Source organism: Sulfitobacter sp. M22 (assembly GCF_021736025.1).
Taxonomy (GTDB): Bacteria; Pseudomonadota; Alphaproteobacteria; order Rhodobacterales; family Rhodobacteraceae; genus Sulfitobacter; species Sulfitobacter litoralis.
In genome coordinates, this window is the sequence record NZ_WMEC01000001.1 from 1,282,440 (window position 1) to 1,309,199 (window position 26,760).

Below are 26,760 nucleotides of genomic sequence, written 5' to 3' on the forward strand. Positions count from 1 at the left end.
CGGACGCCTCCGGCGGGAGTTTTCTTGGCAAAATGAAGGAGCGCGGCGATCATGGGGCGGTCGATGCCTGCCAGTCGGGGCGACGGTCCATTATCTTGTTGATGATATCTTGAGGGACGGTGCTGGTCTGGCCGGTATAGGTCCCAAATACCTCGAGCGTCATGGTATCGCGCGCGGCGTGAAACCACTTGCCGCATCCATAGACATGGCGCCAACGTTCGAAATGCACGCCCTTGGGGTTGTCCCGCATAAACAGATATTGCTCGAATTCGGTATCAGAGGAGCCCGGACCAAACCTTTTCAGATGCGCCTCACCGCCGGCGTGAAATTCGGTTTCCTCGGTGGTGATGCCGCAGTTGGGGCAAGTCAGTGTCAGCATGGGGCACTCCCTTTGAGGTTGGCGTGAAACGCAAAAAGGCCGGCCCCATCACGGGGGCCAGCCTTTGTCATCATAGATAGAGTGGAAAGCGGCTTAGTTGCCGGTTGCTTCTTCTGCAGCGCCTTCAACGGCATCGGCAGCGCCATCTGTGGCCCCTTCGACGTTGACGTTGATATCACCGGAATCAGTCGCAGGCGTACCGCCCGAAAAGAAGAAAAAGCCGAAGCCAAGGACCAGAACGACGAGAACACCGATGATGATACCGGAACCAGTGCCGCTGGTTTTGTTAACGGTGGTTTGGGGCGCTTGTGTGGTGTGTGGCGCTTGGTTGTGGTCAGGGTCTGCCATGTGAATGGTCCTTCATAAACTTGATATGAAGTGCAAACGCCGCTGCGCCCTAAAAAGTTCCGTACTTTGCCGAAATGAACTGAGTTACGCACGCTGATCAATGGGCCACCCCTGCCGCCACGGATTCGTCGATAAAGCGCCCTTCCTGGAACCGGTTGAGCCCAAATGCGTCGGTCAATGGTGACCGGCCCTTGGCCATCAGTTCAGCCATGGCCCAGCCCGATCCTGGGATCGCCTTGAACCCGCCAGTGCCCCAGCCGCAGTTCACAAATACGCCTTCCACCGGCGTTTTCGACAGGATCGGAGACCGGTCCCCCGTGACATCCACGATCCCGCCCCATTGGCGCAGCATCTTGAGCCGCGAGACCATTGGGAAGGTCTCCACCAAGGCGCGCACGGTTTCTTCGATGTGATGGAATGACCCACGTTGAGTGTAGTTGTTGTACCCGTCGGTGCCGCCGCCAATCACCATTTCACCCTTGTCGGACTGGCTCATGTAGCCGTGCACGGTATTGGCCATGATCACCACATCCATGCAGGGCTTGATCGGTTCGGACACCAGCGCCTGAAGGGCGACAGATTCGATCGGCAGACGGAAGCCCGCCATATCTGCCAAATGCCCCGAGTGCCCTGCGACGACCATAGCAAGCTTGTCGCAATCAATGTCGCCTCGATTGGTTGAGACGCCGGTGACCTTGCCATTTTCCTGCCGGATGCCGGTGACTTCGCATTTCTGGATCACGTCCATGCCCATATCCGAACACGCCCGCGCATAGCCCCACGCCACAGCGTCATGCCGTGCCGTGCCGCCACGCTTTTGCCAAAGACCACCCAGAACCGGATAGCGCGGCCCATCGATGTTGATGATCGGGACCAGCTCTTTGACCTTTTCAGGCCCGATAAAATCGGTTTGCACACCCTGCAGCGCGTTTGCGTGGGCGGTACGCAGGTAGCCGCGCACCTCGTGGTGGGTCTGCGCCAACATGATCACGCCGCGCGGGCTAAACATGACGTTATAGTTCAGGTCCTGGCTCATGGTTTCATACAGCGACCGCGACTTTTCGTAGATCGCAGCAGAGGGGTCTTGCAGGTAGTTCGAGCGGATGATCGTCGTATTGCGGCCCGTGTTCCCGCCCCCCAGCCAGCCTTTTTCAAGGATCGCCACATTGGTGATGCCAAAGTTTTTACCCAAGTAGTAGGCCGTCGCCAGTCCATGACCGCCAGCACCGACAATGATCACGTCATAGCGTTTCTTGGGCTGCGCATCGCGCCAAGCCCGCTGCCAACCGGTGTGATGGCGCAGAGCTTCGCGGGCGACGGCAAAGGCTGAGTATTTCTTCATGAAAGCGGTCTCCGGCAAGGATTCGTGGGCAGCCGCACTCGGCTTGGCTTCTTTCTGGGTCCTCGGGGGAAAAAGAGGATACCCGTCGCGGCACTCCATAACAGTTTTGCGACATACGCCGCAATCGGGCAAAAACCATGCCCCGGCCGCGACGAGGTGCATCAATATGGCCCCTTTTGTCACCGCCCCGCAGCGGTTAGGTGTGCAGCAGCTATAATTACTGGACCGCATCTTTATGAGTTTCTGGATCATTGCCGCCGCAGGGGCCGCCCTCGTGACCGTATTGCTGGCGCGTGCCTTGTCCCGAGGAGCGAGCGCTCCCGCCGAAACCGGTACTGCGCATGACGTTCAAGTCTATCGCGATCAACTGGCCGAGGTCGAACGTGACGTGGCCCGCGGTGTTTTGCCCGACGCCGATGCGACCCGTGTGCGTACCGAAATCTCGCGCCGTATTCTGGCCGCTGATGCCGCGGGTCACATCGTTGTATCCGCCGGAGGCAAACCCTCGCCTGTCGTTACCTCGGTCATCGCGGTTGTATTGCTGGGCGGCAGCTTGGCCCTGTACTGGCAGTTGGGGGCACCGGGCTATGGCGATCTTGCGTTGCAGGACCGCATCGCACGGGCCGAAGACATGCGCCTGAACCGTCCTGATCAAGCCACCGCCGAAGCAGAGCTGCCTGCCGCCGACCTGCCGCCCGAGCTAAGCTCGGAGTATCAAGCCTTGCTGACGCGTCTGCGTGACACGGTTGCCGCGCGACCCGATGACATCCAAGGCAACATGCTGCTGGCCCAGAACGAGGCGCGCGTGGGCAACTACGCCGCTGCGGCGGCTGCACAGGGCAAAGTCGTGCGCCTGAAAGGCACGGAAGCCTCGGTCGAGGAAGTGTCGGGCTATGCCGAACTGATGGTAATGGCCGCAGGCGGCTATGTCTCGCCCGAGGCCGAAGCGGTGCTGCGTGCTGTGCTATCGCGTGAGGTCGAGAACGGCACCGCGCGGTATTATTGGGGCTTGATGTTGGTGCAAACGGGGCGCCCCGATCTCGCGTTCCGCATGTGGGACGGGTTGCTGCGGCGCGGCCCCGAAGACGCCCCCTGGATCGCGCCTATTCTCGCGCAGATCGGTCCTATCGCCACGCTGGCCGGCGTGGACTACACCGTCCCCGAGATTGGCAGCGGTGCGCTGCGGGGCCCGTCGGCAGAGGATGTGGACGCGGCACAGGACATGACCCCCGCCGAGCGTATGGAAATGATTGGCGGCATGGTTGAAACGCTGTCATCACGGCTGGCAACCCAAGGCGGACCCGTCGAAGATTGGGCGCGACTGATTTCATCGTTAGGGGTGCTTGGCGAAACGGCACGCGCCCGGTCGATCTATGAAAACGCGGTAGAGGTGTTTGCCGATGACCCTGCCGCAATGGATGATATTCAACGCGCGGGCGAACGCGCCGGAGTGACCGAATGATCTATGACGATATCACCGAATTCGCCGCCGCCCTGCCCCCGATGCAGGCACTGATCGGTCTGGACCTTGGCGAGAAAACTATCGGCGTTGCGGTCACGGACAGTTTCCTGTCGATCGCCACGCCGCTGGAAACCGTGCGCCGGAAAAAGTTTGGCGTTGATGCTGCCCGCCTGTCAGAGATCATCGCAGCACGCAGGATCGGCGGCCTCGTGTTGGGACTGCCCCGCAATATGGACGGGTCAGAAGGCGCGCGCTGTCAATCTACGCGGGCTTTTGCGCGCAACTTTGACCGGTTGGGGGATATCCCCATCGGGTTCTGGGATGAACGGCTCAGCACGGTCGCGGCAGAACGCGCCCTGCTCGAGGCGGACACGTCGCGCCGACGCCGCGCCGAGGTGATCGACCACGTGGCTGCGGGCTATATCTTGCAAGGGGTGCTCGACCGCTTACGTGTCATCAAGGCGCAAGGGACATCGGCATAGGGCCACGGCGTCAATCGCGAGAAAGCGTAAGGAAACAGGCATGAGCGACGATATTTGGAAACGGGACGAAGTAGAAAGCCCCTGCGTGAAGCTCTGCGTGGTGCATCCCGAAACACGTTTGTGCACAGGTTGCTTTCGGTCCATCGACGAAATCGGTGCCTGGTCGCGCATGTCGCCCCAAGAGCGCCGTAGCGTCATGGCCGAGCTTCCATCGCGGGCGGGCACGTTGGCAAAACGGCGTGGCGGTCGGGCCGCACGGCTAAAACGCGGTGCCAACGATTAAGACGTCACGCGCTTAGTTCAGCGGGCGACGCGGTACAGGAAATCAAGCATTTCGCTGCGGGTTTGTGCGCCTTCGTGATCCTGCGGCGCGTAGTTCTCATTCGCCGCCGGCACCACCGGTGTCGACCCGAAATGTTGTGCCACGGTAATACATTTCCATGTCGCAACAGCGGGCACAAACGTGAGGATATTGGTCTGCTGATCTTGCACTGTATTGGTCATCTTCATCTCTGCCATCTCTCGTGTCGTTCAATTTGTGCGCCGATCGATTCGATTCTCGGTCGCCTGTCGGTAGTTTGGCTCCGACAGTGTGATATAAGTGTGAAGATATGGCAGGATTTAGGCAAAATCAGGGTAATAAATGCGCTGAAAGCCCTAGGGCACAAACTGATGCCTCCGATTTGGGCAACCCGCTGGTGCACGGTATGTGAACCGCTGGCCCTTGCCTTGGGCGCGCGGCTATAGCATTGACCCTTCCGAACCCCCATATTTCCAGTTCGAGAAACGACAAGGCTCAGACCCTCATGGGATATAAATCCAACATCACCCGCGCTGCGCGCCTGTCCGTTGCCCCGATGATGGATTGGACCGACCGTCATTGCCGCTACATGCACCGGCTGTTTTCGAAAGAGACGTTGCTTTATACAGAAATGGTGACTTCGCCGGCTTTGGTGCGCGGCGGTGCTGTGCATTTGCTGGATCACGATGTGTCAGAGCACCCCGTGGCCTTGCAGCTCGGCGGGTCCGATCCGGACGAGCTGGCAGAAGCGGCGCGGATCGGGGCGCAGGCAGGGTATGACGAGATCAACCTGAACGTGGGGTGCCCGTCGGATCGGGTGCAGTCGGGCTGCTTTGGCGCGGTGTTGATGGAGCAGCCGGCTCTTGTGGCCAAATCGGTTGCAGCCATGCGCCGTGCGGTTGATGTGGACGTCACGGTCAAATGCCGGATCGGTGTCGACGACCAGAACCCGGCAGAGGTGCTGCCCGAATTTTTGGCTCAGATCGTCGGTGCGGGCTGCGAACGTGTGACGATCCATGCGCGCAAGGCGTGGCTTCAAGGCTTGAGCCCCAAGGAAAACCGCGACATCCCGCCGTTGGACTACGACATTGTCCACCGGATGAAGGGGCTATTCCCGAACCTGCATATCTCGGTTAACGGCGGCATCACGTCTCTTGATCAGGCAGAGGCGTTTCTGGATGCAGGGCTGGACGGTGTGATGATCGGGCGTAGCGCCTATCACAATCCCACCGATATTTTGGCCCAAGCAGATCGCCGGATTTACGGCACGGGGCAAGATACCACTCCCGAAGATGTTGTGGCGCACATGCTGCCCTATATCGATGCGCATCTTGATCAGGGCGGCAGGCTGAACCAGATCACGCGGCATATGATGGGCCTTTTCGCGGGGCGCACCGGCGCGCGGGTCTGGCGACGGACGCTGTCCGAGCAAGCCTCAAGACCCGGTGCCGACCGTCAGGTGTTGCTCGAAGCACTAGACGCCATGCAGACATTGGCCGAGGCGCAAGAGACGGTTTAACGATAGCCATCCTCTACGGCAAAAGAACCGCCGTTTCGCAAGGTGCCGTCCCTTTCGATGGATTGGTATGACGAACGGTGGCATCACCGCGGTTGCCAAGCTGCGTGAAACATTAGGGGTTTTACGCCCCAATACGTTACATCAGGCGCGTAGGATCGCGATAAGATCTTCGTGCGTCAGGGCGAAAGGCGTGCCTTTCATCGACGACGCCCCGGCCGAAAGCTTGGCCACCTGCGCGTGATCCTCGGGGACCAGTCCCATCTGAGCCAGATCGCGCAACCCCATGTCGCGGGACCAGTTGCGCAAGGCAGACAGCCCTGCCCCTGTCTCCACCTCGAATGCGGTATCGATCAGGTCCAAGATCCACATCAGCCGTGTGTGCACCTGCGTGCCCGCTTTTGCCTTTTCCACATGAGACGCCAGGACAGCCGGCAGTAAGGCACCGCAGATCTCTCCGTGCGGGGCACCGGTCTGGCCACCGATGACACCGGCAAAGCCATGCACAGCCCCCAGACCTGCATTCGCGAGTGCCAAACCACCGCAGGTGCTGACCCATGCCATGTCGTCCCACGCATCTGCTGCGTCCTGCTCTACGATCGCGCGCAGCGCAGCCAGCCCTTTGGGGATCGCCGCCTGACACAGCGCATCCGTCATCGGTGTCGCCTTGACCGACAGGTAAGGTTCGATCACCTGCGTCACCGCATCCAACCCTGCCGCGAGAGTCACGTGGCGCGGTGCGCCCTGCATCAGGGCCGCATCCACAATCGCGATGTTGGGTATCATCCGCGCGTCACGCAGGCTGACCTTGACCCCGTGTTCCGGCACGGCGATCACAGCGTTCTTGGTGACCTCTGCCCCCGTGCCCGCCGTGGTCGGCAGGGCAATCATCGGCAAAGGCGCGGTGTCGAGCGGTTTGCCGCCCCCTACCCCTTCGAGGTACTCCAAAGGTGCCTTCGCGCAGGGGATCAGCGCCGCAAGCGCCTTGGCAAAGTCGATCACCGAGCCACCGCCAACCGCGATGAGCACGTCGGGTTGATCTGCGCCTATACGGCCAAGTGCGGCCTCCAGTGCAGGTAAACTTGGCTCTGCCCCACAGCCTTCACTGACAACAGACAACCCCGCCGCGTGGCAATCTTCGATCAGCCAAGCGGCACGCGCAGCATTGGACCCGTGCACGATCAGCACCCGCAACCCAAACCCAGCGGCCAACGCTGCGGTCTGCGCGGCCTGTCCACGCCCGAAGTGCAGCGCTTGCGGAGAGTAGAACGAGAACATCGGCTTAGCTGTCAGCGGCATCTGCGTGATAGGCGTCGAGCACGGCAACCTCGTCGCGCGAGCCAAGGATCACCGGCACGCGTTGGTGCGGTGCCGTGGGGGCGACATCCATGATCGCGCCCTGCCCTGTCGATGCCGCACCACCCGCGGCCTCGATCACCATTGCCATCGGGTTCGCCTCGTACATCAGCCGCAGCTTGCCGCCGGTCTTTTGATTATTGCTGTCAGCGGGGTACAGAAAGACGCCGCCACGGGTGAGGATGCGGTGCACATCCGCGACCATCGACGCGGTCCAGCGCATGTTGAACGACCGGCCACGGGGGCCCTCCTTGCCGGCGACAGCCTCGTCCACATAGCGGCTGACGGGGGCATACCAATAGCGTGCGCGCGAGGTGTTGATCGCATATTCCGAGGTCTCTGCCGGTACGGTCATCTGGGGGTGCGTCAGGCTGAACTCGCCAGTGTCCGGATCGCTACTGAAGCCTGCCACTTCGTCGCCCTTGGTGACCACAAACATGGTCGAGGGGCCGTAGATCGCATAGCCCGCGCAAATCTGGTTGCGGCCGTTGTGCAGCACGTTGCGGTCCCCATCGGCCTGTACCTGCATGACCGAAAAGATCGAGCCCACCGACAGGTTCACATCAAGGTTCGACGACCCATCCAGCGGATCGAAATACAGCAGGTAGTCGCCCTTTTGCGGCTCTTTCAGCCAGGTGACCTCTTCGACCTCTTCGGACACAAGTGCTGCCAGACGCGGGCTGTTGGCACACTCACGCTCGAACACATCGTTGGCCATGATATCGAGCGTTTTCTGCGCCTCGCCTTGAACGTTGATCTCTCCGGCGGCACCAAGGTTGCCCTCGAACGCGCCGCGGCGCACCAGACCGGCGATCAAACGCGACGCCGAGGCGATGTCTTCAAGCAGAAAAACCAGATCGGGATCAAAGCTGTTGTGTGTCAGATACCGGCGAAGCGTGGGGGCTGTCATGAAGATTTCCTTAAAAATTCAGGGTCGCGTCAACGGCCTTTTTCCAGAGCGCATATTTCGCGTCGCGCTGGTCATCGTCCATTTTCGGCGTGAATTGGGTTTCCTGTGTCCACGATTTCGCGAACTGTTCCTGATCAGGATAAACGCCCGCGTGCATCCCCGCAAGCCACGCCACCCCGAGGGCGGTGGTTTCATGCACCGTGGGCCGGTCGACGGGGGCGTTGATGATGTCAGACAGGAATTGCATGGTCCAGTCGCTGGCAGACATGCCACCATCCACCCGCAAAGTAGGCTGCACGCCATCGGCTTTCCAGTCGGCGGCCATCGCTTCCAGCAAGTCGCGTGTCTGGTAGCCAACGCTTTCCAGCGCTGCCTTGGCCATTTCGGCAGGCCCGGTGCCGCGGGTCAGACCAAAGACAGCGCCGCGACAATCGGGGTTCCAATAGGGCGCACCCAGCCCGACAAAGGCTGGTACCAGCACCACGTTCTGATGCGGGTCGGCCTGTTCAGCCAGCCCCTGAGTCTCGGCGGAATCCTGAATGATCTGCAACCCGTCGCGCAGCCATTGCACCACGGCCCCTGCGACAAAGATCGACCCTTCGAGCGCGTACGTCGGCTTGCCATCGAATTGATAGGCAATGGTGGTGAGCAGCCGGTTTTCCGACCGCACCGGCGTGTCGCCCGTGTTCATCAGCGCGAAACAGCCCGTACCATAGGTGGATTTCAGCATCCCCGGCTCGAAACACGCCTGCCCCACGGTCGCCGCCTGCTGGTCGCCCGCGACCCCGTGGATCGGCACGGCAGCGCCCAGAATATCGGGGGCGGTGCTGCCGAAATCATCTGCGCAATTCTTGACCTCTGGCAACATCTCCATCGGGATGTCGAGCAGGTCACAAATCGAACGGCTCCACCGGCCTTTGCGAATGTCATACAGCATGGTGCGCGCGGCATTGGTGGCGTCCGTCGCATGGGACGCCCCACCGGTGAGCTTCCAGATCAAGAAGCAATCGACAGTGCCAAACAGCAGCTCGCCCTTGGCCGCGCGGTCGCGTGCACCTTCGACGTTGTCCAATATCCACGCCAATTTGGTGCCCGAGAAATAGGGGTCCAGCAACAGACCGGTGCGGTCGGTGAACATCTCTTCGTGGCCCGCATCGCGCAGGGTGCGGCACTGGCTGGCGGTGCGGCGGTCCTGCCAGACGATGGCGTTATAAATCGGGCGGCCGGTCGCCTTGTCCCAGACCACGACGGTTTCGCGCTGGTTGGTAATGCCGATGGCGGCGATATCGCCTGCCTTGATCTCTGCCTTGTCGATGGCCCCGCGGCAGGTCGCCTGCGTCGTGCGCCACAGATCGTCGGGATCATGTTCAACCCAGCCGGACTGGGGGAAATGCTGGGGGAATTCTTCCTGGGCGCTGGCAATCGACGTCATCGTGTCATCGTAAACGATGGCCCGTGTGGAGGTGGTGCCTTGGTCAATGGCAAGGATATACGTCATGCGCGTCCCTTTGGAAGTTTAGCAACCGTCAACTCTGGCCGCATCCTAGCAAGGGTCGGCAGGCCCGACCAGATGTCGGGGCAATGACGGATGTAAGTGTTTTCAGTAGATTAAAGGTTCCGGGGCCAGCGAACCGGCCCCGGAAAGATTGGCTTACTGCCAGGATTTGATCAGTTCATCATAAGCGATGGTCTGCGGCTCTTCGTCTTCGCTTTCCAGTTTCGCTTTGGGCGAACCGGGCTGCGACAGCCAGTACTCAGCGTCACGCTCTTCGTTCATCTTGGGGCCAAATTCCCCTTGAACGCCTGCACGCTCCAGACGGATCAGGACTTTTTCCTGATCGGCACACAGTGCATCCAGCGCTTCCTGAGGGGTCTTTGCACCGGACATTGCGTCGCCGATGTTCTGCCACCACAGCTGCGCCAGCTTTGGATAGTCAGGCACGTTGGTACCGGTTGGGGACCACTGAACGCGCGCTGGCGAACGGTAGAATTCAACCAGACCACCCAGTTTCGGTGCACGCTCTGTAAAGCTTTCGTGCTGGATTGACGATTCACGGATGAAGGTCAGGCCAACATGGCTTTTCTTTACGTCCACTGTCTTGGAGGTGACGAACTGCGCATAGAGCCACGCGGCCTGTGCACGGTCCACTGGCGTGGATTTCATCAGCGTCCACGATCCGGCATCCTGATACCCGATCTTGGTGCCCTCAGACCAATATGCGCCGTGTGGCGAAGGTGCCATGCGCCATTTCGGCGTGCCATCTTCGTTCATCACGGGCAGATCAGGCTCTACCGATGCTGCGGTAAAGGCGGTGTACCAGAACATCTGCTGGGCGACGTTGCCTTGCGCTGGAATTGGGCCCGCTTCAGAGAAGGTCATGCCTGCAGCCGCCGGAGGCGAATACTTCTGCAGCCATTCGATCGCTTTGGTCACAGCATAGACCGCTGCTGGCCCGTTTGTGGCACCGCCACGCGCAACGCAAGAACCTACAGGCTGCGAGTTTTCGTTGACGCGGATACCCCATTCGTCGACGGGCAGACCGTTTGGTTCACCTACGTCACCGGCACCAGCCATCGACAGCCACGCATCGGTGTAGCGCCAGCCAAGCGACGGGTCTTTCTTGCCGTAGTCCATGTTGCCAAAGACTTCGCCTTCGACGCCAAGACGCGACAGGTCGCGACCGGTGAAGAATTCAGCAATGTCTTCATATGCGGACCAGTTGACCGGAACACCCAGATCGTAGCCATATTTCTCTTTGAAATCAGCCTTGTTCTGTTCGTCGTTGAACCAATCGTAGCGGAACCAATAAAGGTTCGCGAACTGCTGGTCGGGCAGCTGGTAGATCTTGCCATCGGGGCCGGTCGTGAACGACAGGCCGATGAAGTCTTCGAGGTCAAGACCGGGGTTGGTCACGGCCTTGCCTTCGCCTTCCATCCAGTCGGACAGATTGCGGGCTTGTTGATAGCGCCAGTGCGTCCCGATCAGGTCGGAATCGTTGATATAGGCGTCATAGATGTTCTCGCCCGACTGCATCTGTGTTTGCAGCTTTTCGACAACGTCACCTTCGCCGATCAGGTCATGGGTGACCTTGATGCCGGTGATCGCTTCGAAAGCGGGGGCCAGAACTGTGGATTCATATGTGTGCGTGCCGATTGTTTCGGACACAACGTTGATCGCCATGCCTTCAAACGGTTTTGCAGCGTCGACAAAGAACTGCAGTTCGGCTTCTTGGTCTTCCCGCGACAGCGCGGACAGATCGCCGATTTCCTTATCAAGGAAAGCCTTTGCGGCCTCCATGTCGGCGAACGCAGGTGCGGCAAACATGCAAGCCGCAAGTCCGATCGCAGTCGTTCCCTTTAAGCGCAAGTTCATGATGTTCCTCCCTAGAATTGAACATTTGAGAGGTCCGGTTCTTGCAGACCGGCCCCCCTTATATTCCTCTTTTATACCCAGCGGAAAACCGCGATGGCATAGAAAAGGCAGACAACCAATGCCCCCCATTGGGGTGCACTGAGCAGCCCGAGCCAAGCCAGATTGATAAAGGCCGAGCCCAGAAGCGTGATGAACAAACGGTCACCGCGCGTCGTTTCCATCCCCAGTATACCGGCGCGCGGCACTTCGGGGAATTTGATTGCAAGGATCGTAAAGGTGATCAACGTCACCGCGATGATCCCAAAGAAAGCGGCGGTGGGCCAAGTCCAAGCCATCCAGTCCATAATGTGTCCTCCGGTCTTTCTTTATTAAACGCGGCCCAAGGCAAAGCCTTTGGCGATGTAGTTGCGCACGAAATAGATCACCAATGCGCCTGGCAAGATGGTCAGCACGCCTGCCGCGGCCAGCACACCCCAGTCGATGCCGGCGGCCCCGACGGTGCGGGTCATGGTGGCGGCAATCGGCTTGGCATCCACGCTGGTCAGCGTCCGGCTCAGCAGCAGCTCAACCCAGCTGAACATGAACAGGAAGAAGGCCGTGACCCCGATCCCCGATGCCACCAGCGGCGTGAAGATGCGGATGAAAAATCGCGGGAAGCTGTAGCCGTCGATATAAGCCGTCTCGTCGATCTCTTTCGGGACGCCGCGCATGAACCCTTCGAGGATCCACACCGCCAGCGGCACGTTGAACAGACAATGCGCCAAGGCCACCGCGATATGCGTGTCGAACAACCCGACCGAGCTATAAAGCTGGAAGAACGGCAGCGCGAAGACCGCGGGCGGGGCCATCCGGTTGGTCAGCAACCAGAAGAACAGGTGCTTGTCGCCCATGAAGGAATAGCGGCTGAAGGCATAGGCCGCAGGCAGCGCCACCGCGAGCGAGATCACCATGTTCATCACCACATAGGCCATCGAATTCAGATAGCCCGTGTACCATGACGCGTCCGTGAGGATCGTCAGATAATTGTCGAACGTCAGATCACGCGGCCACAGGGTAAAACTGTTGAGGATCTCTGTGTTTGTCTTGAGGCTCATGTTCAGCAGCCAATAGATCGGCAGCAGCAAGAACAGCAGATAGAGCGCCATGACAATCGCATTGCCCTTGATCTTGGGCAGGGCAAACCCTCGTTTTTGTGCAAGATCAGACATCAGTGGCCATCCCTTTTATCAAGGTTCGTCATCACGGTGTAGAACACATAGGAGATCAGCAGGATCACCAGATAATACATGATCGAGAACGCCGCCGCAGGACCAAGGTCAAACTGCCCGAGGGCCATTTTAACCAGATCAATCGACAGGAAGGTGGTAGAGTTACCAGGCCCCCCGCCCGTCACGACGAACGGTTCGGTGTAAATCATGAAACTGTCCATAAAGCGCAGCAGGATCGCGATCATCAGAACGCCCATCATCTTGGGCAGCTCGATATAGCGGAAGACTTTCCAGCGGCTCGCCTGGTCAATCTTGGCTGCTTGATAATAGGCGTCGGGGATGGATTGCAGACCGGCATAGGCCAGCAGCGCCACCAGCGACGTCCAGTGCCAGACATCCATCACGATCACAGTGATCCATGCGGCATAGAAATCCTGGGTGTAGTTATAGTCGATGCCCAAAGCAGACAGCGTATAGCCCAACAGGCCGATATCGACGCGGCCAAAGATTTGCCAGATGGTGCCCACCACGTTCCACGGGATCAGCAGCGGCAGCGACATCAGAACCAGACACAGCGACGCCCAGAACCCTTTTTTCGGCATGTTCAGCGCCACGAAGATCCCCAACGGGATTTCAATCGCCAGAATGATTACTGAGAATGTTACCTGGCGCCCCAAGGCATTCCACATCCGTTCGCTCGCCAGCATTTGTTTGAACCACTCGAGTTTGTCGTCAAGCGGATAGAAATCTCCGGCGAAAGCATCCTGCACGGAATAGTTCACCACGGTCATTAGCGGGATCACGGCAGAGAAAGCCACCAGCAGCAGCACGGGCAGCACAAGGAACCAGGCCTTTTGATTGACGGTCTTGTTCATGACGCGGTCCTTTCAGCGAGGGTCAGCGGGAAAGCGGCGGATTGGATCATCTCACGCCCCCTGCGGCGCAACGCGCCAGCTGTTGGCATAGACATTCACCCCGGCAGGGTCGAAAATAATGCGGTTCATATCTGGCGAAATCTCGGCACCTTCTTCGGCGATCACGTTGATTTCATTGCCATTAAAGTCAGCACGCACGATCTTGTGGCGGCCCACGTCCTCGATCCGTTTGATCGTGACAGGCAGCCCCGTCTCGCCCGTGGAAAGCCGTGTGAATTCAGGCCGCACGCCCAGTTCGACCTTGCCGTCCAGCGGCGCAAAGCCGTGACCCAAGGCGATCTCGTGGCCGCCGATAACGGCCTTGTCGCCGGTCACCGTCGCGTCGAGCACATTCATACCGGGCGAGCCGATGAAATAGCCCACAAAGGTATGCTGCGGTGTCTCGAACAGCTCTTGCGGGGTGCCCATCTGGACCACGCGGCCATCGTACATGACAACAACTTTGTCAGCAAAGGTCAGCGCCTCTGTCTGGTCGTGGGTCACATAGATCATCGTGTGACCAAATTCATGGTGCAGTGATTTCAGCTGTGTGCGCAGTTCCCACTTCATATGGGGATCGATCACGGTCAGCGGTTCGTCAAACAGCAGCGCGTTCACGTCTTCGCGCACCATCCCCCGCCCGAGCGAGATTTTCTGTTTCGCATCCGCCGTCAGCCCGCGTGCCTTGCGGTTCAGCATATCTTCCATGCCGATCATCCCCGCGATCTGCTGCACACGCTCGGCAACATAGGACGCATCCGCGCCCCGGTTGCGCAGCGGGAACGCCAGATTGTCGCGCACAGTCATCGTGTCGTAGACCACTGGAAACTGGAAAACCTGCGCGATGTTGCGTTTGGTCGTCGGGTCGTTAGTCACGTCACGGTCATTGAACAGAATGCGCCCCTGACTGGGGTGCAGCAGGCCCGAGATGATGTTCAGCAACGTGGATTTCCCGCAGCCCGACGCACCCAAAAGCGCATAGGCCTCGCCGTCGACCCAGTCGTGGTTCAGTTCTTTCAGCGCGAAATCATCTTCGCTGGTGGGATTGGGCAAATAGGAATGCGCCAGGTTATCAAGGGTGATTTTTGCCATTGGTCCGGTCCTCCCTCAGGCCGCTGCCGCATAGGATGCGGGGGCCACGGATGTGCCGTCTTCGGCAAAAATATAAACATGTGTCGGGTCAAGATAGACGTTCAGCGGTGCCCCGATCTTGAGGTCTTTGACCCCGTGCACCAGACCGACCCAGTTTTCACCGTGGTGATCAAGGTGGATAAAGGTTTCGGAGCCCGTGATCTCGGTCACGTTCAGCTTGCCTGCAAATTCCAGCGCGTCGGCGGACTGTTTGCTCAGCTCAAGGTGGTTGGGCCGGAAGCCCGCGACATAGCTGCCATCGGCCACAGCCTTGAAGCTGCCGAATACCGCGACTTTCTTGCCGTCGCCAAAGGTCAGGGTGTCGCCTGCTTTGGTGATGTTCAAAAAGTTCATCGGCGGATCAGAAAAGACACGCGCGGTGGTGGCATCAACGGGCTGGCGGTAGACCACAGGGGTCAAGCCAAACTGCGTGATGCGCCCTTCCCAAAGGGTTGCCGTGTTCCCGCCCAGCAAAAGTGCCTCTTCGGGTTCGGTTGTCGCATAGACAAAGATCGACCCGGCCTCTTCAAAGATCTTGGGGATCTCGGCACGCAGCTCTTCGCGCAGTTTATAGTCGAGGTTCGCCAGCGGTTCGTCCAGCAGCACCAGCCCTGCGTCCTTGACCAATGCCCGCGCCAAGGCACAGCGTTGTTGCTGGCCGCCCGACAGTTCCAGTGGCTTGCGGTCCAGCATCGGCGTCAACTGCATCAGATCGGCGGCCTTGCGCACGGCACTGTCGATCTCGGACTTAGACTTGCCAAGCAACCGCATGGGGCTCGCGATGTTGTTATAGACGGTCATCGACGGGTAGTTGATGAATTGCTGATACACCATCGCCACGCCGCGATCCTGAACGCGCATGCCGGTGACATCCTCGCCGTTCCAGATCACCTTGCCGGTGTTGGGCACATCCAGCCCTGCCATCAACCGCATCAGGGATGTCTTGCCCGCAGATGTCGGCCCCAGCAGCACGTTCATGGTGCCTGACTGCAGCTCAAGATCTGTCGAATGAATATGCGTCTGGCCGTTTACGACCTTGGACACGCCTTGCAAAACGAGCGACATGTTCCTCTCCCCTTCACGCGCCGGTGGCGGCGGTAGTGTTTCCTGTGGGCAAGGCGGTGTTTTTCACCATCCATGCCTCTAATTCGTTCAATTCATCCCCACCAAGCCGCAGGCCCAGTTTGGACCGGCGCCAGATGATGTCGTCGGCGGTGCGGGCAAATTCCTTGTCGATCAGCCACTTGACTTCACGTTCAGTCAGGGTCGCGCCAAAGTCGCAGCCCAGATCAGCTGCATTCTGCGCGTCGCCTAAAACATCGAACGCCTCGCGGCCATATGCCTTGACCAGACGGTCCGCCCAGCGAGGCGTCACAAAGCCATAGCGGTCCTGCAACTCTTGTTTCAACCCCGCCACGCCGTCTACCGGAAAATCGCCGCCGGGCAAGGCCACACCCGCCGTCCATGGCTTGGCGTCGTTGGCAAAATAGGGCTGGATTTTTTCCAGCGCGCTTTCGGCCAAGCGACGGTAGGTGGTGATCTTGCCGCCAAAAACGTTCAGGATCGGCGCACCGGCAGATGTGTCGACCTTCAGCACATAATCCCGTGTCGCCGCTGTGGCAGAGCTCGCCCCGTCGTTATAAAGCGGTCGCACACCGGAATAGGTCCAAACGATGTCATCCGTGGTGATCTGCTTTTTCAGATACTTCGACGCGAACCGGACAAGATAGTCCTGCTCTTCAGGCGTGCAGACCGGTTTTTCGGACACGTGCTCGTGGTCGGCATCCGTGGTGCCGATCAGGGTGAAATCCGTCTCGTAGGGAATGGTGAAAATGATACGCCCGTCTTCGCCTTGGAAGAAGTAACATTTATCGTGGTCATAAAGCTTGGGTGTCACGATATGGCTGCCCCGCACCAGCCGCACCCCTTCCGAGGAGTTGATGCGCACGGTGTTGCGGATCACGTTTTCCACCCAAGGGCCACCGGCGTTGACCAGCATCTTGGCGTGTACCACGCGTTGGGGGCCGCCGTCTTTTGGCTCCAGCGTGACCTGCCACATGCCGTTGATCTGCTCGGCAGAGACAACTTTGGTGCGGGTGTTAATCCGCGCGCCACGGGCTTGGGCGTCGCGGGCGTTCAGCACCACCAGACGGCTGTCTTCGATCCAGCAGTCGGAATATTCATAGGCCTTTTCGAACTTGTCGTGCAGCGGTGCGCCCTCGGGCGTGTTTGTCAGATCAACCGCGGTCGTCCCCTTGAGGATCTGCCGCCCGCCCAGATTGTCATACATGAACAGACCCAAGCGGATCAGCCACGCAGGGCGACGCCCCTTCATCCACGGCATAAAGACATTCAGCAGCTTGGACGTGGGTGTAGCCCCCTCAAAGCGCATATCCTTATGATAAGGCAGAACGAACCGCATCGGCCATGAGATATGCGGCATCGCTTTCAACAGGGTTTCGCGTTCGATCAACGCCTCGCGCACAAGGCGGACCTCCCAGTATTCCAGATAGCGCAGCCCGCCGTGAAACAGCTTGGTCGAAGCAGAGGATGTCGCAGAGGCCAGATCGTTCATCTCGGCCAGCTCAACGCTAAACCCACGGCCCACGGCATCGCGCGCAATACCGCAGCCGTTGATGCCCCCGCCAATCACGAAAAAGATCGACGCTGTGTTCTGTATCAAGCTGGCTCAATGAAGCCTCCCCGCATCATTATCGCGTCTCGCAGACAGGTTTGCGGGACGTCGTGACAAAAGACACCAAGCCCCTTCGTTTTTCAAGATCGAACGTTCGTTTCTTTTCGTTTTCACCTAGAGCCTTGATTTTAGGCGTCTTAATCTGCCCATAGACGCGCATTTTCGCGCAGTATGAACGATATACCACGATTCGCGGCCTTGACGTGCTTCGCTTAACGTAGATTGTACGCTTTGGACGGGTGTGCAGAAAACAACTGCATCCACGGCCCAAGACCGGGGGGATATATGTCAAATTTCAGACAGCGCGAGATTCTAGAGCTGGCACGCAAAGACGGCAAAGTCACCGTCGACGGGCTGGCAGAGGCGTATAATGTCACCGTCCAGACCATCCGCCGCGACCTGTCCGAGCTTGCTGAAAGTGGCAAGCTGGAACGGGTGCATGGCGGCGCGGTGATCCCGTCGGGGGTGGTGAACATTGTTTATGACGAACGCCGCCGCCTGAACGAAGAAGGCAAACGTGCCATCGCCGAACACTGCGCGCAGGCGATCCCGCATGGGGCATCGGTGTTCATGAACATCGGCACCAGTACCGAGGCGGTCGCGCAGGAAATGCTGCATCACGAAAACCTGCTGGTGGTGACGAACAACCTCAACATCGCCAATATCCTCGCCGCCAACCAAAGCTGCGAGATCATCCTGACGGGTGGTGTCTTGCGCCGTGCGGATGGCGGCATGGTGGGCGGGCTGACCGCCGAGATGGTCAAACAGTTCAAGTTCGATTTCTCGGTTCTGGGCTGTTCTGCCATTGATGCCGATGGCGATCTGCTGGATTTCGATGGGCAAGAGGTGCTGGTCAGCCGGTCCGCCATCGGGCGGTCGCGCACGGTGATGGTCGTGGCCGATCACCTGAAATTCCAGCGTAAGGCCCCGCTGACCATTTGTTCATTGCGCGATGTGAATACGCTGTTCACTGACCACCACCTGCCCGATGCGCTCAAGGCGGAATGCGCGGGCTGGGGCACCTCGGTTGTGACAGCCTGACCCAAGCATGGACAGAACCCCATGAAGCAGCAAGACCCACGCGGCTGGCTTTTTGTCGCCCCCGCCTGCCTCTTGCTGGGGGTGGTCGGGCTGATCCCACTGGTCACCGTCATCAACTATTCATTCTTCGAAATTTTCACCCTGCAATCGCGCTTCTGGATCGGGGCAGAGTGGTTTCGCGATCTGATCACCGCACCGCGTTTCTGGGCGAGCTTCGGGCGCAGCGCGCTGTTTTCAACCTTCGTGCTGTGCATCCAGATCCCACTGGGGATCGCGCTGGCGCTTTGCATCCCGCGCGGGCGGTTCTGGGCGGGGGCCGCATTGGCAATGCTATCGCTGCCGCTGCTCGTACCGTGGAACATGATCCCTGCCCTCTGGCTGAGCCTGATGAATGGCGGGACAGGCATTTTGGGGCAGTGGTTGGCGGGTTATGGCTGGCCCGCCGCGTGGAAGGACAGCGCCGTGCTGACATGGGTGGTGATCCTTGCGATGGACACGTGGCATTGGACCAGCCTCGTGGTCATCCTTGCCTATTCCGCGCTGACGACAATCCCCGATCCGCTGTATCAGGCCGCTGCCATCGACGGCGCGCGGCCCTGGCAGGTGTTCCGCCATATCCAGTTGCCGCGTTTGCAGCACGTATTGCTCATGGCGGTGCTGTTGCGGTTCATGGACAGTTTCATGATCTACACAGAGGCCTTCCCGATCAACGCCGGCGGCCCAGCCGAGGCCAGCCTGTTCCTCGCCGTCGATCTGGGCGAGGAGATCAAGGCGTTCAACTACGGCCCCTCGGCCGCGCGATCGGTGCTGTATTTCCTGATCGTGCTGTGTGTGGCGTGGGTGTTCACCAAGGTTCAGGCCAAGCTTGATGATCCCAAACCGGGGGTGCCGTGATGATACCGCGTCGGGCATGGCCTGTAATCAAACTGGGGCTGTTGGGGGCGTTTATCCTCTTTACCATCCTGCCGCTGGTGCAGATGACGGTGCTGAGCTTTACCGCGACGCTCGCGCAGGACGGGCTGAGCTTGGGCGAGACGACGCTGCGCAACTATCGCGCGATCTGGGCCGATCCGAGCCTGCGCGCGGCCTTTGGCAATTCAGTCGCCTATGTGCTGATCAATATTGCCATCACCATCCCCGTCGCCCTGCCCGCCGCCTATGCCTTTGCGCGGCTGTCATTTCTGGGGGACAAACACCTGTTCTTCAGCTTCATCGCCTTTCGCATCACCCCGCCGGTGGTGCTGACCCTGCCTATATTCCAGCTGTTTTCCGTGCTTGGCATCGTCAACTCGGTCACCGGCATCGCCTTGGCGCATTGTCTGTTCAACTTGCCGGTGTCGATCTGGATCTTGCAGGGCTTTATCGCCGCCGTGCCGCGAGAGATGGACGAGACGGCGTTCCTCGACGGCTATTCACGTCCCCGCTACATCTGGAAAATTCTGCTGCCGCAGATCGCGCCGGGCATCGCGGTCACGGCGTTCTTCTGCTTCATGTTCTCTTGGGTCGAGGTCGTTTTTGCCCGCATCCTGACCACCACGAATGGCAAACCAATCTCTATGGCGCTCAGCGCGATGTTCGGGTTTCACACGGATATCGGCATGGTCATGGCGTTCACGCTGACCTCGATGCTGCCGGGGGCGTTGCTGCTTTTTGCCATGCGCAACCACCTGTCGCGCGGGTTCAAGGTCGGGCGGGTCTAGAGGCCGCCCCACCCTTAAGATTACCCTCGCGCCGCTTGCCGCGAGGTGCGGCGCGTCACCAGCAGGCGGTTGATGAAGGCCAGGACAAAGATCGCCGTCAGGATCAGCACGATCGTCGGTGCCGGTGCGCTATCAAGGAAAAAGCTGGCGTAGACACCCGCGAACATCGACGCGATGCAGACCAGCACAGATACGATCAGCATCGGGCCAAAGCTGCGCACCACCAGAAAGGCAATCGCCCCCGGTGTGACCAGCAGCGCCACCGCAAGGATCAGCCCCGTCGCCGTTAGCGTCGCCACGATGGTCAGCGACAACACCGCCAGCAGCCCATAGTGCAAGAACCCCGTGTGCAGCCCGCTTGCCTGTGCCTGCGCCGGATCGAATGCATGCAGCAGCAGATCTTTCCACTTGAGCACCAGAAACGCCGTCACAAAGACCGAGATCAGCCCAGCCGTCCAAAGGTCCTGCGCGCCGACGCCCAGCATATTGCCGAACAGCACGTGATCGAGATGCTGGTTCGTAGTGATCGAGGTGTACATGATGATGCCGATCCCGAACATGCCAGAGAAGACGACCCCCATCACGGTATCCTGTTTGATCCGGCTGTTATGGCTCAGATATCCGGTCAACATCGCGCAGGACATTCCCGCGGCAAAGGCGCCGACGATCAGGGGCAACCCCGTGATCCACGCCAGCACCACCCCGGGCAACACCGCGTGACTAACAGCATCGCCCATCAGCGCCCACCCTTTGAGCACGAGAAAACACGACAGCAGCGCCGTGGGCGGGGCGACCAGCAGCACGATCCAAAAGGCGTTCTGCATGAAGGGAAACTGGAACGGAAACAGCAACGTGTCGATCATGGGGCCACCCCGTCTCGCAAAGATTTCAGGGCAGACTTTGCCTTGCGCCGCGCGGCCAGCACACCATGTTTGGGCGCAAAGACAAAGGCCAACAGGAAGATAGCGGTTTGCAGGGTGACGATCACCCCGCCCGTGGCACCGTCGAGGAAATAGCTGGCATAGGCCCCCAGAAAGCTGGTGATTGTGCCGATCAGCACCGACACGATGATCAGCCGTGGGAAACGGTCACACAGCAGATAGGCCGTCGCCCCCGGTGTCACGACCATCGCAATCACCAGAAAGGCGCCGACGGTCATCATCGCGGCCACCACGGCCGCCGACAGCAGCATGAAGAACACCGCCTTCAACAGCTCGGGCCGCAACCCGATGGAGCGTGCGTGGTTTTCATCAAAGAATGTGACCATCAGGTCTTTCCATTTCAGCAGCAGCACGGTCAGACAGACGACCCCGATGATCGCCAGCTGCACGATGTCTTGCGGGGCGATGGCAAGGATATTGCCCATAATGATGGTCTGGATGCTGACAGACATGGGCGACAGCGATACCATGAACAGGCCCAAGCCGAAAAACGCGGTAAAGATGATGCCGATGATCACGTCGATCTTCAGCCCCGACCGCCCCGACAGAAACAGCATCGCCCCTGCCGCCATGCCGCCCGCCAAAAACGCCCCAAGCGCGAAGGGCAGACCCAGCATATAGGCCCCCGCCACACCGGGCACCACAGAATGGCTCAGCGCGTCACCGATCAGCGACCATCCCTTGAGCATCAGATAACACGACAGAAAGGCGCAAACCGCCCCCACCATCGCTGACACCCACATGGCGTTGAACATATAGTCATAGCTGAACGGCTCTAGCAGGAGGTCGATCATCTGTCGTCCTCAGTTGTATCGATGCGTTCGCCGTAATGCACGAAAGGCCGTTCGTCGTCGGTGATGATCCGCAGTTCGCGCCCGTCATCGTCGTCGTGCAGGTCTTGGCCCCCAAGGGTGAAATGCCGCAGTACCCCGCCAAAGGCGGTTTCCAGATTGTCGTGGGTAAAGACCGTTTCCGTCGGGCCATAGGCCAGCACCGTGCCTTTGACCAACACCGTCCGGTCGCAGAATTCGGGCACAGAGCCCAGGTTATGGGTCGACACCAGCATCACTCGCCCTTCGTCGCGCAGCTCGCGCAAAAGATCGATGATCTGGTCTTCGGTCTTCACGTCCACGCCGGTAAAGGGTTCGTCCAGCAGGATCACCTGACCGTTCTGTGCCAGCGCCCGCGCCAGAAAGACCCGTTTGCGCTGCCCGCCGGACAGTTCTCCGATCTGGCGGTGGCGGAACTCGGTCATGTTTACGCGGCGCAGGGCATCGTCCACCGCCGCATGATCGGCGGCTTTGGGGCGGCGCAAGAACCCCATATGCCCATAGCGCCCCATCATCACCACGTCCTGCACCAGCACCGGAAAGGCCCAATCGACCTCTTCGGATTGCGGGACATAGGCCACAAGGTTTTCTCGCAACGCCTGTTTGACGGTCTTGCCCAGCAGGGTGATCTGCCCCCGCGCGGCGGGCACAAAGCCCATGATCGCCTTGAACAGCGTGGATTTCCCCGCCCCGTTCACCCCGACCAGCGCCGTGATCGTACCGCGCGGTATCTCGAAGCTGGCATCATAAAGCGCGGTGTGGCCGTTGCGATAGGTCACGGTCACATCGGTGGCCTTGATGCCGATCGCATCGGGCGCAAGCCCGGCATCTGGGGTCGTCGTGGGGGCGGGGTGCATACTGGTGTCCATTTACTTCAGGCCTGCATCCAGCCCGTCCGCGACAGTCTGCGAGGTGACGCGCAGCAAGTCCAGATAGCTTGGCACGGGCCCCTCGGCTGTGCTGAGGCTGTCGACATAAAGCACACCGCCATAGGCCGCGCCGGTTTCCCGCGCGACCTGCTTTGCAGGCGAGGTGTTCACCGTGCTTTCACAGAAAACGACCGGAATATCATTGTCGCGTACGGAATCGATGACCTTGCGCACCTGCTGCGGCGTGCCGGTCTGATCCGCGTTCATCGGCCAGAGGTACAGCTCTTTCATCCCGAAATCCCGCGCAAGATAGCTAAAGGCCCCTTCGCAGGTCACCAACCAACGCTGATCTTCGGGGATTTGCGCAATGCGGTCCCGCAGAGGCGTGATCGTGTCGCGAATCTCTTGTTTGTAGCTTTCAGCGTTGGCCGCATAGGTCGCGGCATTGTCGGGGTCATGCTGGGTAAAGGCGGCGGCAATATTGTCGACATAGATCAACGCATTTTCCAACCCCATCCATGCGTGCGGGTTCGGTTTGCCCTCATACTCCCCCTCTCCGATCGAGATGGGGTCGACACCATCTGTCAGCGTGACCGACGGGATATCGCCAAGGTTGGAGATGAACTGTTCAAACCACAGCTCTAGGTTCATGCCGTTCCACAAGATCAAATCAGCATCCACCGCCCCAACGATATCGCGCGGGGTGGGCTCATAGCCGTGAATTTCAGCACCGGGCTTGGTGATGGATACGACCTCTGCCACATCGCCCCCCACCTGCTGCGCCATGTCGGCCAGCACGGTAAAGGTGGTAACAACTTTGAAATCAGCCGCGACCGCGGGCATTCCCGCCATCGCAGCAACGCCAAGAACCGACGCCAGCACACTTTTTTTCATTCTGTTCCTCCAAGGACCAATGCATTCGCTAGATGTAAATGCGAATTAATCGCATATGTCAAACATGCAATTAAGAATAGGTCGCATAAACTTGCGGACAAGGGGAAACTCGCCTAAAAGAACCACAGACGACAAAGGATGCCGGCATTGACCCAGAGTATTGATTACAAGCAACTGCTGCGCGAAGCAGGCCTGCGGGTCACGCCACAGCGGACAACGATCGTATCGCTGCTGTCGGAGACTGACGATCATCCCAATGTCGAAGACCTGTATGAAAAGGCGCGTACGCTGGATGATACGGTGTCCGTCGCCACGGTCTATCGCACCATGTCAGTGCTTGAAAATGCAGGGCTGGTGCGTAAATTGGTACTCGAGGATGCCCCTGCACGCTACGAGATGATGCCCCAAACCGACCACGACCATCTGGTCGACATGGACAGCGGCGAACTGGTGGAAATTCCGGGGACAGAGATCGCAAGTCTGCTGGACCGCGTCGCCGCCGAAATGGGCTATGAGCTGGTCAGCCACCACACGGTGATCCGCGCGCGCAAGGTTTAGGTCTGCGTTTGATCCGCGAGGGATTTGACCATCGCAGCGGCACCGGCTGAAATCGTGCGCAAGATCACTTCGTCGGGGATGTCGCGGATCAGCCAGTCGCGCATGGGGCCAAAGGCCGACAAGAACACCATCAGGTTTGCAACAATATCAAGCCGTTGATCGTCGCTTTGCAGCCCCAATCGCGGCGCAAGCTGGTCGGCCAGGTCCTTCATCACCGCGAATTCACGGGCATGAAGGGCACGGCGATCCTCGGCCTTCATATGCGGCACACAACGATAGGCCAGCAGGGTGCCGTCCCGTTTCATCGCCCAACTTTCGCGAAAGTATTTCTCGAACGCGTCTTCCAGTGACAGGTCTTGATCCAGCAGGATGATCGGCAGGGTCGATACGTCTTCGCGAAACCACAACTGGTTCAGCAGCCGGCGCAGGATGTCATTTTTGTTGGCGATGTAATCATAGATGCTGGCCTGATTGACGCCCGACCGCGCACAGATGTCGCGGATCGTCGTCGCGGCAAAGCCCTTTTCCAGAAACAACGACAGCGCTGCTTCGCAAATCTGCTCGCGGCGGCTTTGGATCAGCGACTGGTTTTGCACATTGGTAATTTCCGCCTCTGCCAGCATTTGCGTGCGCAGTACAGACAGCCTGTCGCTGCGGATGGCCAAAGAGGATATGTCGTGCATGTAGCTGTCCTTTAATTCTCCTAAATCTTATCGGCTTTCGATATGCGAAACAACCGACAAGCGTGCGCGCCCGCTCCATGCAAAACCCCCGCCGGTACGGGGACCGACGGGGGCAGCGTTTTCATCAATCCTTAGGGGCGGTTTAGTCGTCCAGACCCAAGGCTACAAACCGTGGATCGCCCGCGCGGCGCACCAGCAGCAGCAGCGATTTGCGACCACCGTCTTTGGCCTCTGTGATGCGGTTTTCCAGATCGGTGATCGACAGGATCGGCTGCTGCCCTGCCTCGGTGATAATGTCACCAACGCGCAGGCCTTTTTCAAAGGCTTCCGACATCTCGTCGACCTCGGTCACGGCCAGACCTTCGACGGAATCATCGGCCCCGAGGTCGGTGCGCATGTCGTCGGTCAGCGGTGTGACAGTCAGGCCAAGCACAGATTTCACCGCAGGCGCTTCGGGCTGTGCCTCGTCCTCTGGTGCGGATACGGTTGGCCCTGTCCCCTCCGCATCTTCGCGGCGGCCAAGTTTCACCTTGATCGTCTGGGATTTGCCTTCGCGCAGAACGGTCACGCGAACCGATGCGCCAACGGTGCTGTTGCCCACCTGACGGACCAAACCACGGGTATCTTCGACTTCGACCCCCGCAAAGCTAAGGATGACGTCACCGGTCTTAAGGCCAGCATCCTTAGCGGGGCCATCTGGTACATCCGTGATCAACGCACCGGTTGCTTTGGCAAGCCCCATCGCGTCGGCCACGTCTTGTGTGACGTCCTGAATGCGGACGCCTAGCCAACCGCGGCGCGTTTCGCCAAATTCTTTCAACTGGTTGACCACACGGGTCACAACATTGGACGCCATCGAGAAACCGATACCGATGGACCCGCCATTGGGGGACAGGATCGCCGTGTTCACGCCAATCACCTCGCCGTCCATGTTGAACAGCGGCCCCCCCGAGTTGCCACGGTTAATTGCGGCGTCGGTCTGGATATAGTCATCATAGGTGCCGGACAAGGCACGGTTGCGCGCCGATACGATACCGGCCGACACAGAGAACCCCTGCCCCAACGGGTTCCCCATCGCCAGCACCCAATCGCCCACACGCGCGGCGTTGCTGTCGCCAAAGCTGACAAACGCCAAGGCGCTTGGGGCTTCGACCTTCAACAGCGCGATGTCGGTGTTGGGGTCGGTGCCGATCACTTCGGCCTTCAGTTCAAGGCCGGTGAAAAATTCGATGGTGATCTCGTCCGCGCCTTCGATCACGTGGTTGTTTGTCACGACAAAACCATCCTCGGAGATCACAAAACCCGAACCGAGCGCGGATGATTTACGCGGCGTCGGGGCTTCGTCACCATTGTTGCGGTCACGGAATTCCTTGAAGAAATCTTCGAAGGGGGATCCCTCGGGGACGATGCCGCGGGGGCCCGTGCGCCCTTCGACGGTGGTCGAGGTGGTGATATTCACAACTGACGGGCTGATCTTTTCAGCAAGCGGCGCAAGGCTTTCGGGCTTGGCCAGCGCCACCACGGTTTGCATCAGGACAAAGGCCAGCGCCAGCATACCCATCATTAACCATTTGATCTGGGGTGATATTGCGTCGGTACGCGACTGGGAAACGGCCTTTGGCTGCATTCGTCAACTCCGGTTATGTAAGGGGCACTAGACCCCGTTTTTGATGTCTAGGCAGAGTGCATCTGCAAACTCACTGCCGCAAGGTGAAAGATGGTCATCCTCACGCGCATGTCAACGCGTGCAGCGGTTTCTATCCGAAATTGCCGCTCCGCATACCCTCGGCAGCACATTCCGCGCCCCAGACGAAACAGGGGCCGGCA

Annotated in this window: 28 protein-coding genes; 8 read left to right on the top strand and 20 right to left on the bottom strand. The window is 59.4% G+C overall.

Annotated elements, in window-relative coordinates; translation table 11 throughout:
- Positions 1-49: 49 nt before the first annotated feature.
- From GLP52_RS06420 to GLP52_RS06430, 3 genes are all read right to left on the bottom strand, one after another.
- Complete coding sequence (locus tag GLP52_RS06420; protein ID WP_237273453.1) at positions 50-379, bottom strand: sarcosine oxidase subunit delta; 330 nt, start codon at positions 377-379, stop codon at positions 50-52.
- Between the two features lie 93 nt (positions 380-472).
- On the bottom strand, positions 473-727 hold the full coding sequence (locus GLP52_RS06425) for a hypothetical protein (RefSeq protein ID WP_093733718.1): 255 nt from the start codon (positions 725-727) through the stop codon (positions 473-475).
- 97 nt (positions 728-824) lie between these two features.
- Positions 825-2,069, bottom strand: a complete 1,245-nt coding sequence (locus tag GLP52_RS06430; protein ID WP_237271873.1) for a sarcosine oxidase subunit beta family protein — start codon at positions 2,067-2,069, stop codon at positions 825-827.
- A gap of 235 nt (positions 2,070-2,304) precedes the next feature.
- On the opposite strand from GLP52_RS06430, the gene ccmI reads away from it, so the two are divergent.
- From ccmI to GLP52_RS06445, 3 genes are read left to right on the top strand one after another with little or no spacing between them, the layout of a single operon-like run.
- Complete coding sequence (gene ccmI / locus GLP52_RS06435) at positions 2,305-3,531, top strand: c-type cytochrome biogenesis protein CcmI (RefSeq protein ID WP_237271874.1); 1,227 nt, start codon at positions 2,305-2,307, stop codon at positions 3,529-3,531.
- Entirely contained in the window at positions 3,528-4,013 is a 486-nt protein-coding gene (ruvX, locus tag GLP52_RS06440) for a Holliday junction resolvase RuvX (protein WP_093733716.1), read from the top strand. Before ccmI ends, ruvX begins: the two co-directional genes overlap by 4 nt.
- A gap of 40 nt (positions 4,014-4,053) precedes the next feature.
- Positions 4,054-4,296 carry a DUF1289 domain-containing protein gene (locus GLP52_RS06445; RefSeq protein WP_237271875.1) on the top strand — a complete coding sequence of 81 codons (243 nt, stop codon included), beginning with the start codon at positions 4,054-4,056 and terminating at the stop codon, positions 4,294-4,296.
- Between the two features lie 17 nt (positions 4,297-4,313).
- Here GLP52_RS06445 and GLP52_RS06450 read toward each other — a convergent pair whose 3' ends face one another.
- A complete protein-coding gene (locus GLP52_RS06450; RefSeq protein ID WP_138923734.1) occupies positions 4,314-4,532 on the bottom strand; it encodes a hypothetical protein in 219 nt (72 codons plus the stop codon).
- A gap of 287 nt (positions 4,533-4,819) precedes the next feature.
- Between GLP52_RS06450 and dusA the strand changes: the two genes are divergently transcribed.
- The gene (gene dusA, locus GLP52_RS06455) at positions 4,820-5,833 is read left to right on the top strand and encodes a tRNA dihydrouridine(20/20a) synthase DusA (protein ID WP_237271877.1); all 1,014 of its coding nucleotides are present in this window, start codon (positions 4,820-4,822) and stop codon (positions 5,831-5,833) included.
- Positions 5,834-5,974: 141 nt separating this feature from the next.
- On the opposite strand, the gene GLP52_RS06460 is transcribed toward dusA, so the two are convergent.
- From GLP52_RS06460 to glpD, 10 genes are all read right to left on the bottom strand, one after another.
- Positions 5,975-7,108: an iron-containing alcohol dehydrogenase gene (locus tag GLP52_RS06460; protein ID WP_237272660.1), complete on the bottom strand. Its 1,134-nt coding sequence runs from the start codon at positions 7,106-7,108 to the stop codon at positions 5,975-5,977.
- A 4-nt stretch (positions 7,109-7,112) separates the two neighbouring features.
- Positions 7,113-8,096, bottom strand: coding sequence for a class 1 fructose-bisphosphatase (locus GLP52_RS06465; RefSeq protein ID WP_237271878.1), 984 nt, complete (start codon positions 8,094-8,096; stop codon positions 7,113-7,115).
- A 10-nt stretch (positions 8,097-8,106) separates the two neighbouring features.
- The gene (gene glpK / locus GLP52_RS06470) at positions 8,107-9,594 is read right to left on the bottom strand and encodes a glycerol kinase GlpK (protein ID WP_237271879.1); all 1,488 of its coding nucleotides are present in this window, start codon (positions 9,592-9,594) and stop codon (positions 8,107-8,109) included.
- 153 nt (positions 9,595-9,747) lie between these two features.
- Positions 9,748-11,469 (bottom strand): ABC transporter substrate-binding protein, encoded by a 1,722-nt coding sequence (locus GLP52_RS06475; RefSeq protein WP_237271880.1) that lies wholly within the window; start codon positions 11,467-11,469, stop codon positions 9,748-9,750.
- Between the two features lie 71 nt (positions 11,470-11,540).
- Positions 11,541-11,813: a DUF2160 domain-containing protein gene (locus GLP52_RS06480; protein WP_005852584.1), complete on the bottom strand. Its 273-nt coding sequence runs from the start codon at positions 11,811-11,813 to the stop codon at positions 11,541-11,543.
- Between the two features lie 24 nt (positions 11,814-11,837).
- Positions 11,838-12,677, bottom strand: coding sequence for a carbohydrate ABC transporter permease (locus GLP52_RS06485; RefSeq protein ID WP_237271881.1), 840 nt, complete (start codon positions 12,675-12,677; stop codon positions 11,838-11,840).
- Positions 12,677-13,552, bottom strand: a complete 876-nt coding sequence (locus tag GLP52_RS06490) for a carbohydrate ABC transporter permease (RefSeq protein WP_009826626.1) — start codon at positions 13,550-13,552, stop codon at positions 12,677-12,679. The genes GLP52_RS06485 and GLP52_RS06490 overlap by 1 nt, the downstream gene beginning before the upstream one ends.
- 51 nt (positions 13,553-13,603) lie before the next feature.
- A complete protein-coding gene (locus GLP52_RS06495; RefSeq protein WP_237271882.1) occupies positions 13,604-14,683 on the bottom strand; it encodes an ABC transporter ATP-binding protein in 1,080 nt (359 codons plus the stop codon).
- A gap of 15 nt (positions 14,684-14,698) precedes the next feature.
- Positions 14,699-15,787, bottom strand: a complete 1,089-nt coding sequence (locus GLP52_RS06500) for an ABC transporter ATP-binding protein (RefSeq protein WP_237271883.1) — start codon at positions 15,785-15,787, stop codon at positions 14,699-14,701.
- A gap of 13 nt (positions 15,788-15,800) precedes the next feature.
- Positions 15,801-17,405, bottom strand: a complete 1,605-nt coding sequence (glpD, locus tag GLP52_RS06505) for a glycerol-3-phosphate dehydrogenase (protein WP_237273454.1) — start codon at positions 17,403-17,405, stop codon at positions 15,801-15,803.
- A gap of 297 nt (positions 17,406-17,702) precedes the next feature.
- Between glpD and GLP52_RS06510 the strand changes: the two genes are divergently transcribed.
- The 3 genes from GLP52_RS06510 to GLP52_RS06520 are packed head-to-tail and all read left to right on the top strand — an operon-like array spanning position 17,703 to position 20,158.
- The gene (locus GLP52_RS06510; protein WP_005852573.1) at positions 17,703-18,458 is read left to right on the top strand and encodes a DeoR/GlpR family DNA-binding transcription regulator; all 756 of its coding nucleotides are present in this window, start codon (positions 17,703-17,705) and stop codon (positions 18,456-18,458) included.
- 21 nt (positions 18,459-18,479) lie between these two features.
- A complete protein-coding gene (locus tag GLP52_RS06515) occupies positions 18,480-19,352 on the top strand; it encodes a carbohydrate ABC transporter permease (RefSeq protein ID WP_237271885.1) in 873 nt (290 codons plus the stop codon).
- Complete coding sequence (locus GLP52_RS06520; protein ID WP_093733703.1) at positions 19,352-20,158, top strand: carbohydrate ABC transporter permease; 807 nt, start codon at positions 19,352-19,354, stop codon at positions 20,156-20,158. The genes GLP52_RS06515 and GLP52_RS06520 overlap by 1 nt, the downstream gene beginning before the upstream one ends.
- 20 nt (positions 20,159-20,178) lie before the next feature.
- On the opposite strand, the gene GLP52_RS06525 is transcribed toward GLP52_RS06520, so the two are convergent.
- From GLP52_RS06525 to GLP52_RS06540, 4 genes are read right to left on the bottom strand one after another with little or no spacing between them, the layout of a single operon-like run.
- Positions 20,179-21,021 carry a metal ABC transporter permease gene (locus GLP52_RS06525; RefSeq protein ID WP_237271886.1) on the bottom strand — a complete coding sequence of 281 codons (843 nt, stop codon included), beginning with the start codon at positions 21,019-21,021 and terminating at the stop codon, positions 20,179-20,181.
- Entirely contained in the window at positions 21,018-21,893 is an 876-nt protein-coding gene (locus GLP52_RS06530) for a metal ABC transporter permease (RefSeq protein ID WP_093733701.1), read from the bottom strand. The genes GLP52_RS06525 and GLP52_RS06530 overlap by 4 nt, the downstream gene beginning before the upstream one ends.
- Positions 21,890-22,786 (bottom strand): manganese/iron ABC transporter ATP-binding protein, encoded by an 897-nt coding sequence (locus GLP52_RS06535; protein ID WP_237272661.1) that lies wholly within the window; start codon positions 22,784-22,786, stop codon positions 21,890-21,892. The genes GLP52_RS06530 and GLP52_RS06535 overlap by 4 nt, the downstream gene beginning before the upstream one ends.
- A gap of 12 nt (positions 22,787-22,798) precedes the next feature.
- Positions 22,799-23,692, bottom strand: a complete 894-nt coding sequence (locus GLP52_RS06540; RefSeq protein WP_237271887.1) for a metal ABC transporter substrate-binding protein — start codon at positions 23,690-23,692, stop codon at positions 22,799-22,801.
- A 138-nt stretch (positions 23,693-23,830) separates the two neighbouring features.
- On the opposite strand from GLP52_RS06540, the gene GLP52_RS06545 reads away from it, so the two are divergent.
- Positions 23,831-24,250 carry a Fur family transcriptional regulator gene (locus GLP52_RS06545; RefSeq protein ID WP_237271888.1) on the top strand — a complete coding sequence of 140 codons (420 nt, stop codon included), beginning with the start codon at positions 23,831-23,833 and terminating at the stop codon, positions 24,248-24,250.
- Here GLP52_RS06545 and GLP52_RS06550 read toward each other — a convergent pair.
- On the bottom strand, positions 24,247-24,933 hold the full coding sequence (locus GLP52_RS06550) for a TetR/AcrR family transcriptional regulator (RefSeq protein WP_093733699.1): 687 nt from the start codon (positions 24,931-24,933) through the stop codon (positions 24,247-24,249). The genes GLP52_RS06545 and GLP52_RS06550 overlap by 4 nt on opposite strands.
- A 142-nt stretch (positions 24,934-25,075) precedes the next feature.
- Positions 25,076-26,560, bottom strand: a complete 1,485-nt coding sequence (locus GLP52_RS06555) for a Do family serine endopeptidase (RefSeq protein ID WP_093733698.1) — start codon at positions 26,558-26,560, stop codon at positions 25,076-25,078.
- Positions 26,561-26,760 lie beyond the last annotated feature (200 nt).

Coding starts and splice junctions, on each gene's coding strand:
- GLP52_RS06420 (WP_237273453.1), bottom strand. CDS start 379: ATGCTGACACTGACTTGCCCCAACTGCGGCATCACCACCGAGGAAACC.
- GLP52_RS06425 (WP_093733718.1), bottom strand. CDS start 727: ATGGCAGACCCTGACCACAACCAAGCGCCACACACCACACAAGCGCCC.
- GLP52_RS06430 (WP_237271873.1), bottom strand. CDS start 2,069: ATGAAGAAATACTCAGCCTTTGCCGTCGCCCGCGAAGCTCTGCGCCAT.
- ccmI (WP_237271874.1), top strand. CDS start 2,305: ATGAGTTTCTGGATCATTGCCGCCGCAGGGGCCGCCCTCGTGACCGTA.
- ruvX (WP_093733716.1), top strand. CDS start 3,528: ATGATCTATGACGATATCACCGAATTCGCCGCCGCCCTGCCCCCGATG.
- GLP52_RS06445 (WP_237271875.1), top strand. CDS start 4,054: ATGAGCGACGATATTTGGAAACGGGACGAAGTAGAAAGCCCCTGCGTG.
- GLP52_RS06450 (WP_138923734.1), bottom strand. CDS start 4,532: ATGGCAGAGATGAAGATGACCAATACAGTGCAAGATCAGCAGACCAAT.
- dusA (WP_237271877.1), top strand. CDS start 4,820: ATGGGATATAAATCCAACATCACCCGCGCTGCGCGCCTGTCCGTTGCC.
- GLP52_RS06460 (WP_237272660.1), bottom strand. CDS start 7,108: ATGTTCTCGTTCTACTCTCCGCAAGCGCTGCACTTCGGGCGTGGACAG.
- GLP52_RS06465 (WP_237271878.1), bottom strand. CDS start 8,096: ATGACAGCCCCCACGCTTCGCCGGTATCTGACACACAACAGCTTTGAT.
- glpK (WP_237271879.1), bottom strand. CDS start 9,594: ATGACGTATATCCTTGCCATTGACCAAGGCACCACCTCCACACGGGCC.
- GLP52_RS06475 (WP_237271880.1), bottom strand. CDS start 11,469: ATGAACTTGCGCTTAAAGGGAACGACTGCGATCGGACTTGCGGCTTGC.
- GLP52_RS06480 (WP_005852584.1), bottom strand. CDS start 11,813: ATGGACTGGATGGCTTGGACTTGGCCCACCGCCGCTTTCTTTGGGATC.
- GLP52_RS06485 (WP_237271881.1), bottom strand. CDS start 12,677: ATGTCTGATCTTGCACAAAAACGAGGGTTTGCCCTGCCCAAGATCAAG.
- GLP52_RS06490 (WP_009826626.1), bottom strand. CDS start 13,552: ATGAACAAGACCGTCAATCAAAAGGCCTGGTTCCTTGTGCTGCCCGTG.
- GLP52_RS06495 (WP_237271882.1), bottom strand. CDS start 14,683: ATGGCAAAAATCACCCTTGATAACCTGGCGCATTCCTATTTGCCCAAT.
- GLP52_RS06500 (WP_237271883.1), bottom strand. CDS start 15,787: ATGTCGCTCGTTTTGCAAGGCGTGTCCAAGGTCGTAAACGGCCAGACG.
- GLP52_RS06510 (WP_005852573.1), top strand. CDS start 17,703: ATGTCAAATTTCAGACAGCGCGAGATTCTAGAGCTGGCACGCAAAGAC.
- GLP52_RS06515 (WP_237271885.1), top strand. CDS start 18,480: ATGAAGCAGCAAGACCCACGCGGCTGGCTTTTTGTCGCCCCCGCCTGC.
- GLP52_RS06520 (WP_093733703.1), top strand. CDS start 19,352: ATGATACCGCGTCGGGCATGGCCTGTAATCAAACTGGGGCTGTTGGGG.
- GLP52_RS06525 (WP_237271886.1), bottom strand. CDS start 21,021: ATGATCGACACGTTGCTGTTTCCGTTCCAGTTTCCCTTCATGCAGAAC.
- GLP52_RS06530 (WP_093733701.1), bottom strand. CDS start 21,893: ATGATCGACCTCCTGCTAGAGCCGTTCAGCTATGACTATATGTTCAAC.
- GLP52_RS06535 (WP_237272661.1), bottom strand. CDS start 22,786: ATGCACCCCGCCCCCACGACGACCCCAGATGCCGGGCTTGCGCCCGAT.
- GLP52_RS06540 (WP_237271887.1), bottom strand. CDS start 23,692: ATGAAAAAAAGTGTGCTGGCGTCGGTTCTTGGCGTTGCTGCGATGGCG.
- GLP52_RS06545 (WP_237271888.1), top strand. CDS start 23,831: ATGCCGGCATTGACCCAGAGTATTGATTACAAGCAACTGCTGCGCGAA.
- GLP52_RS06550 (WP_093733699.1), bottom strand. CDS start 24,933: ATGCACGACATATCCTCTTTGGCCATCCGCAGCGACAGGCTGTCTGTA.
- GLP52_RS06555 (WP_093733698.1), bottom strand. CDS start 26,560: ATGCAGCCAAAGGCCGTTTCCCAGTCGCGTACCGACGCAATATCACCC.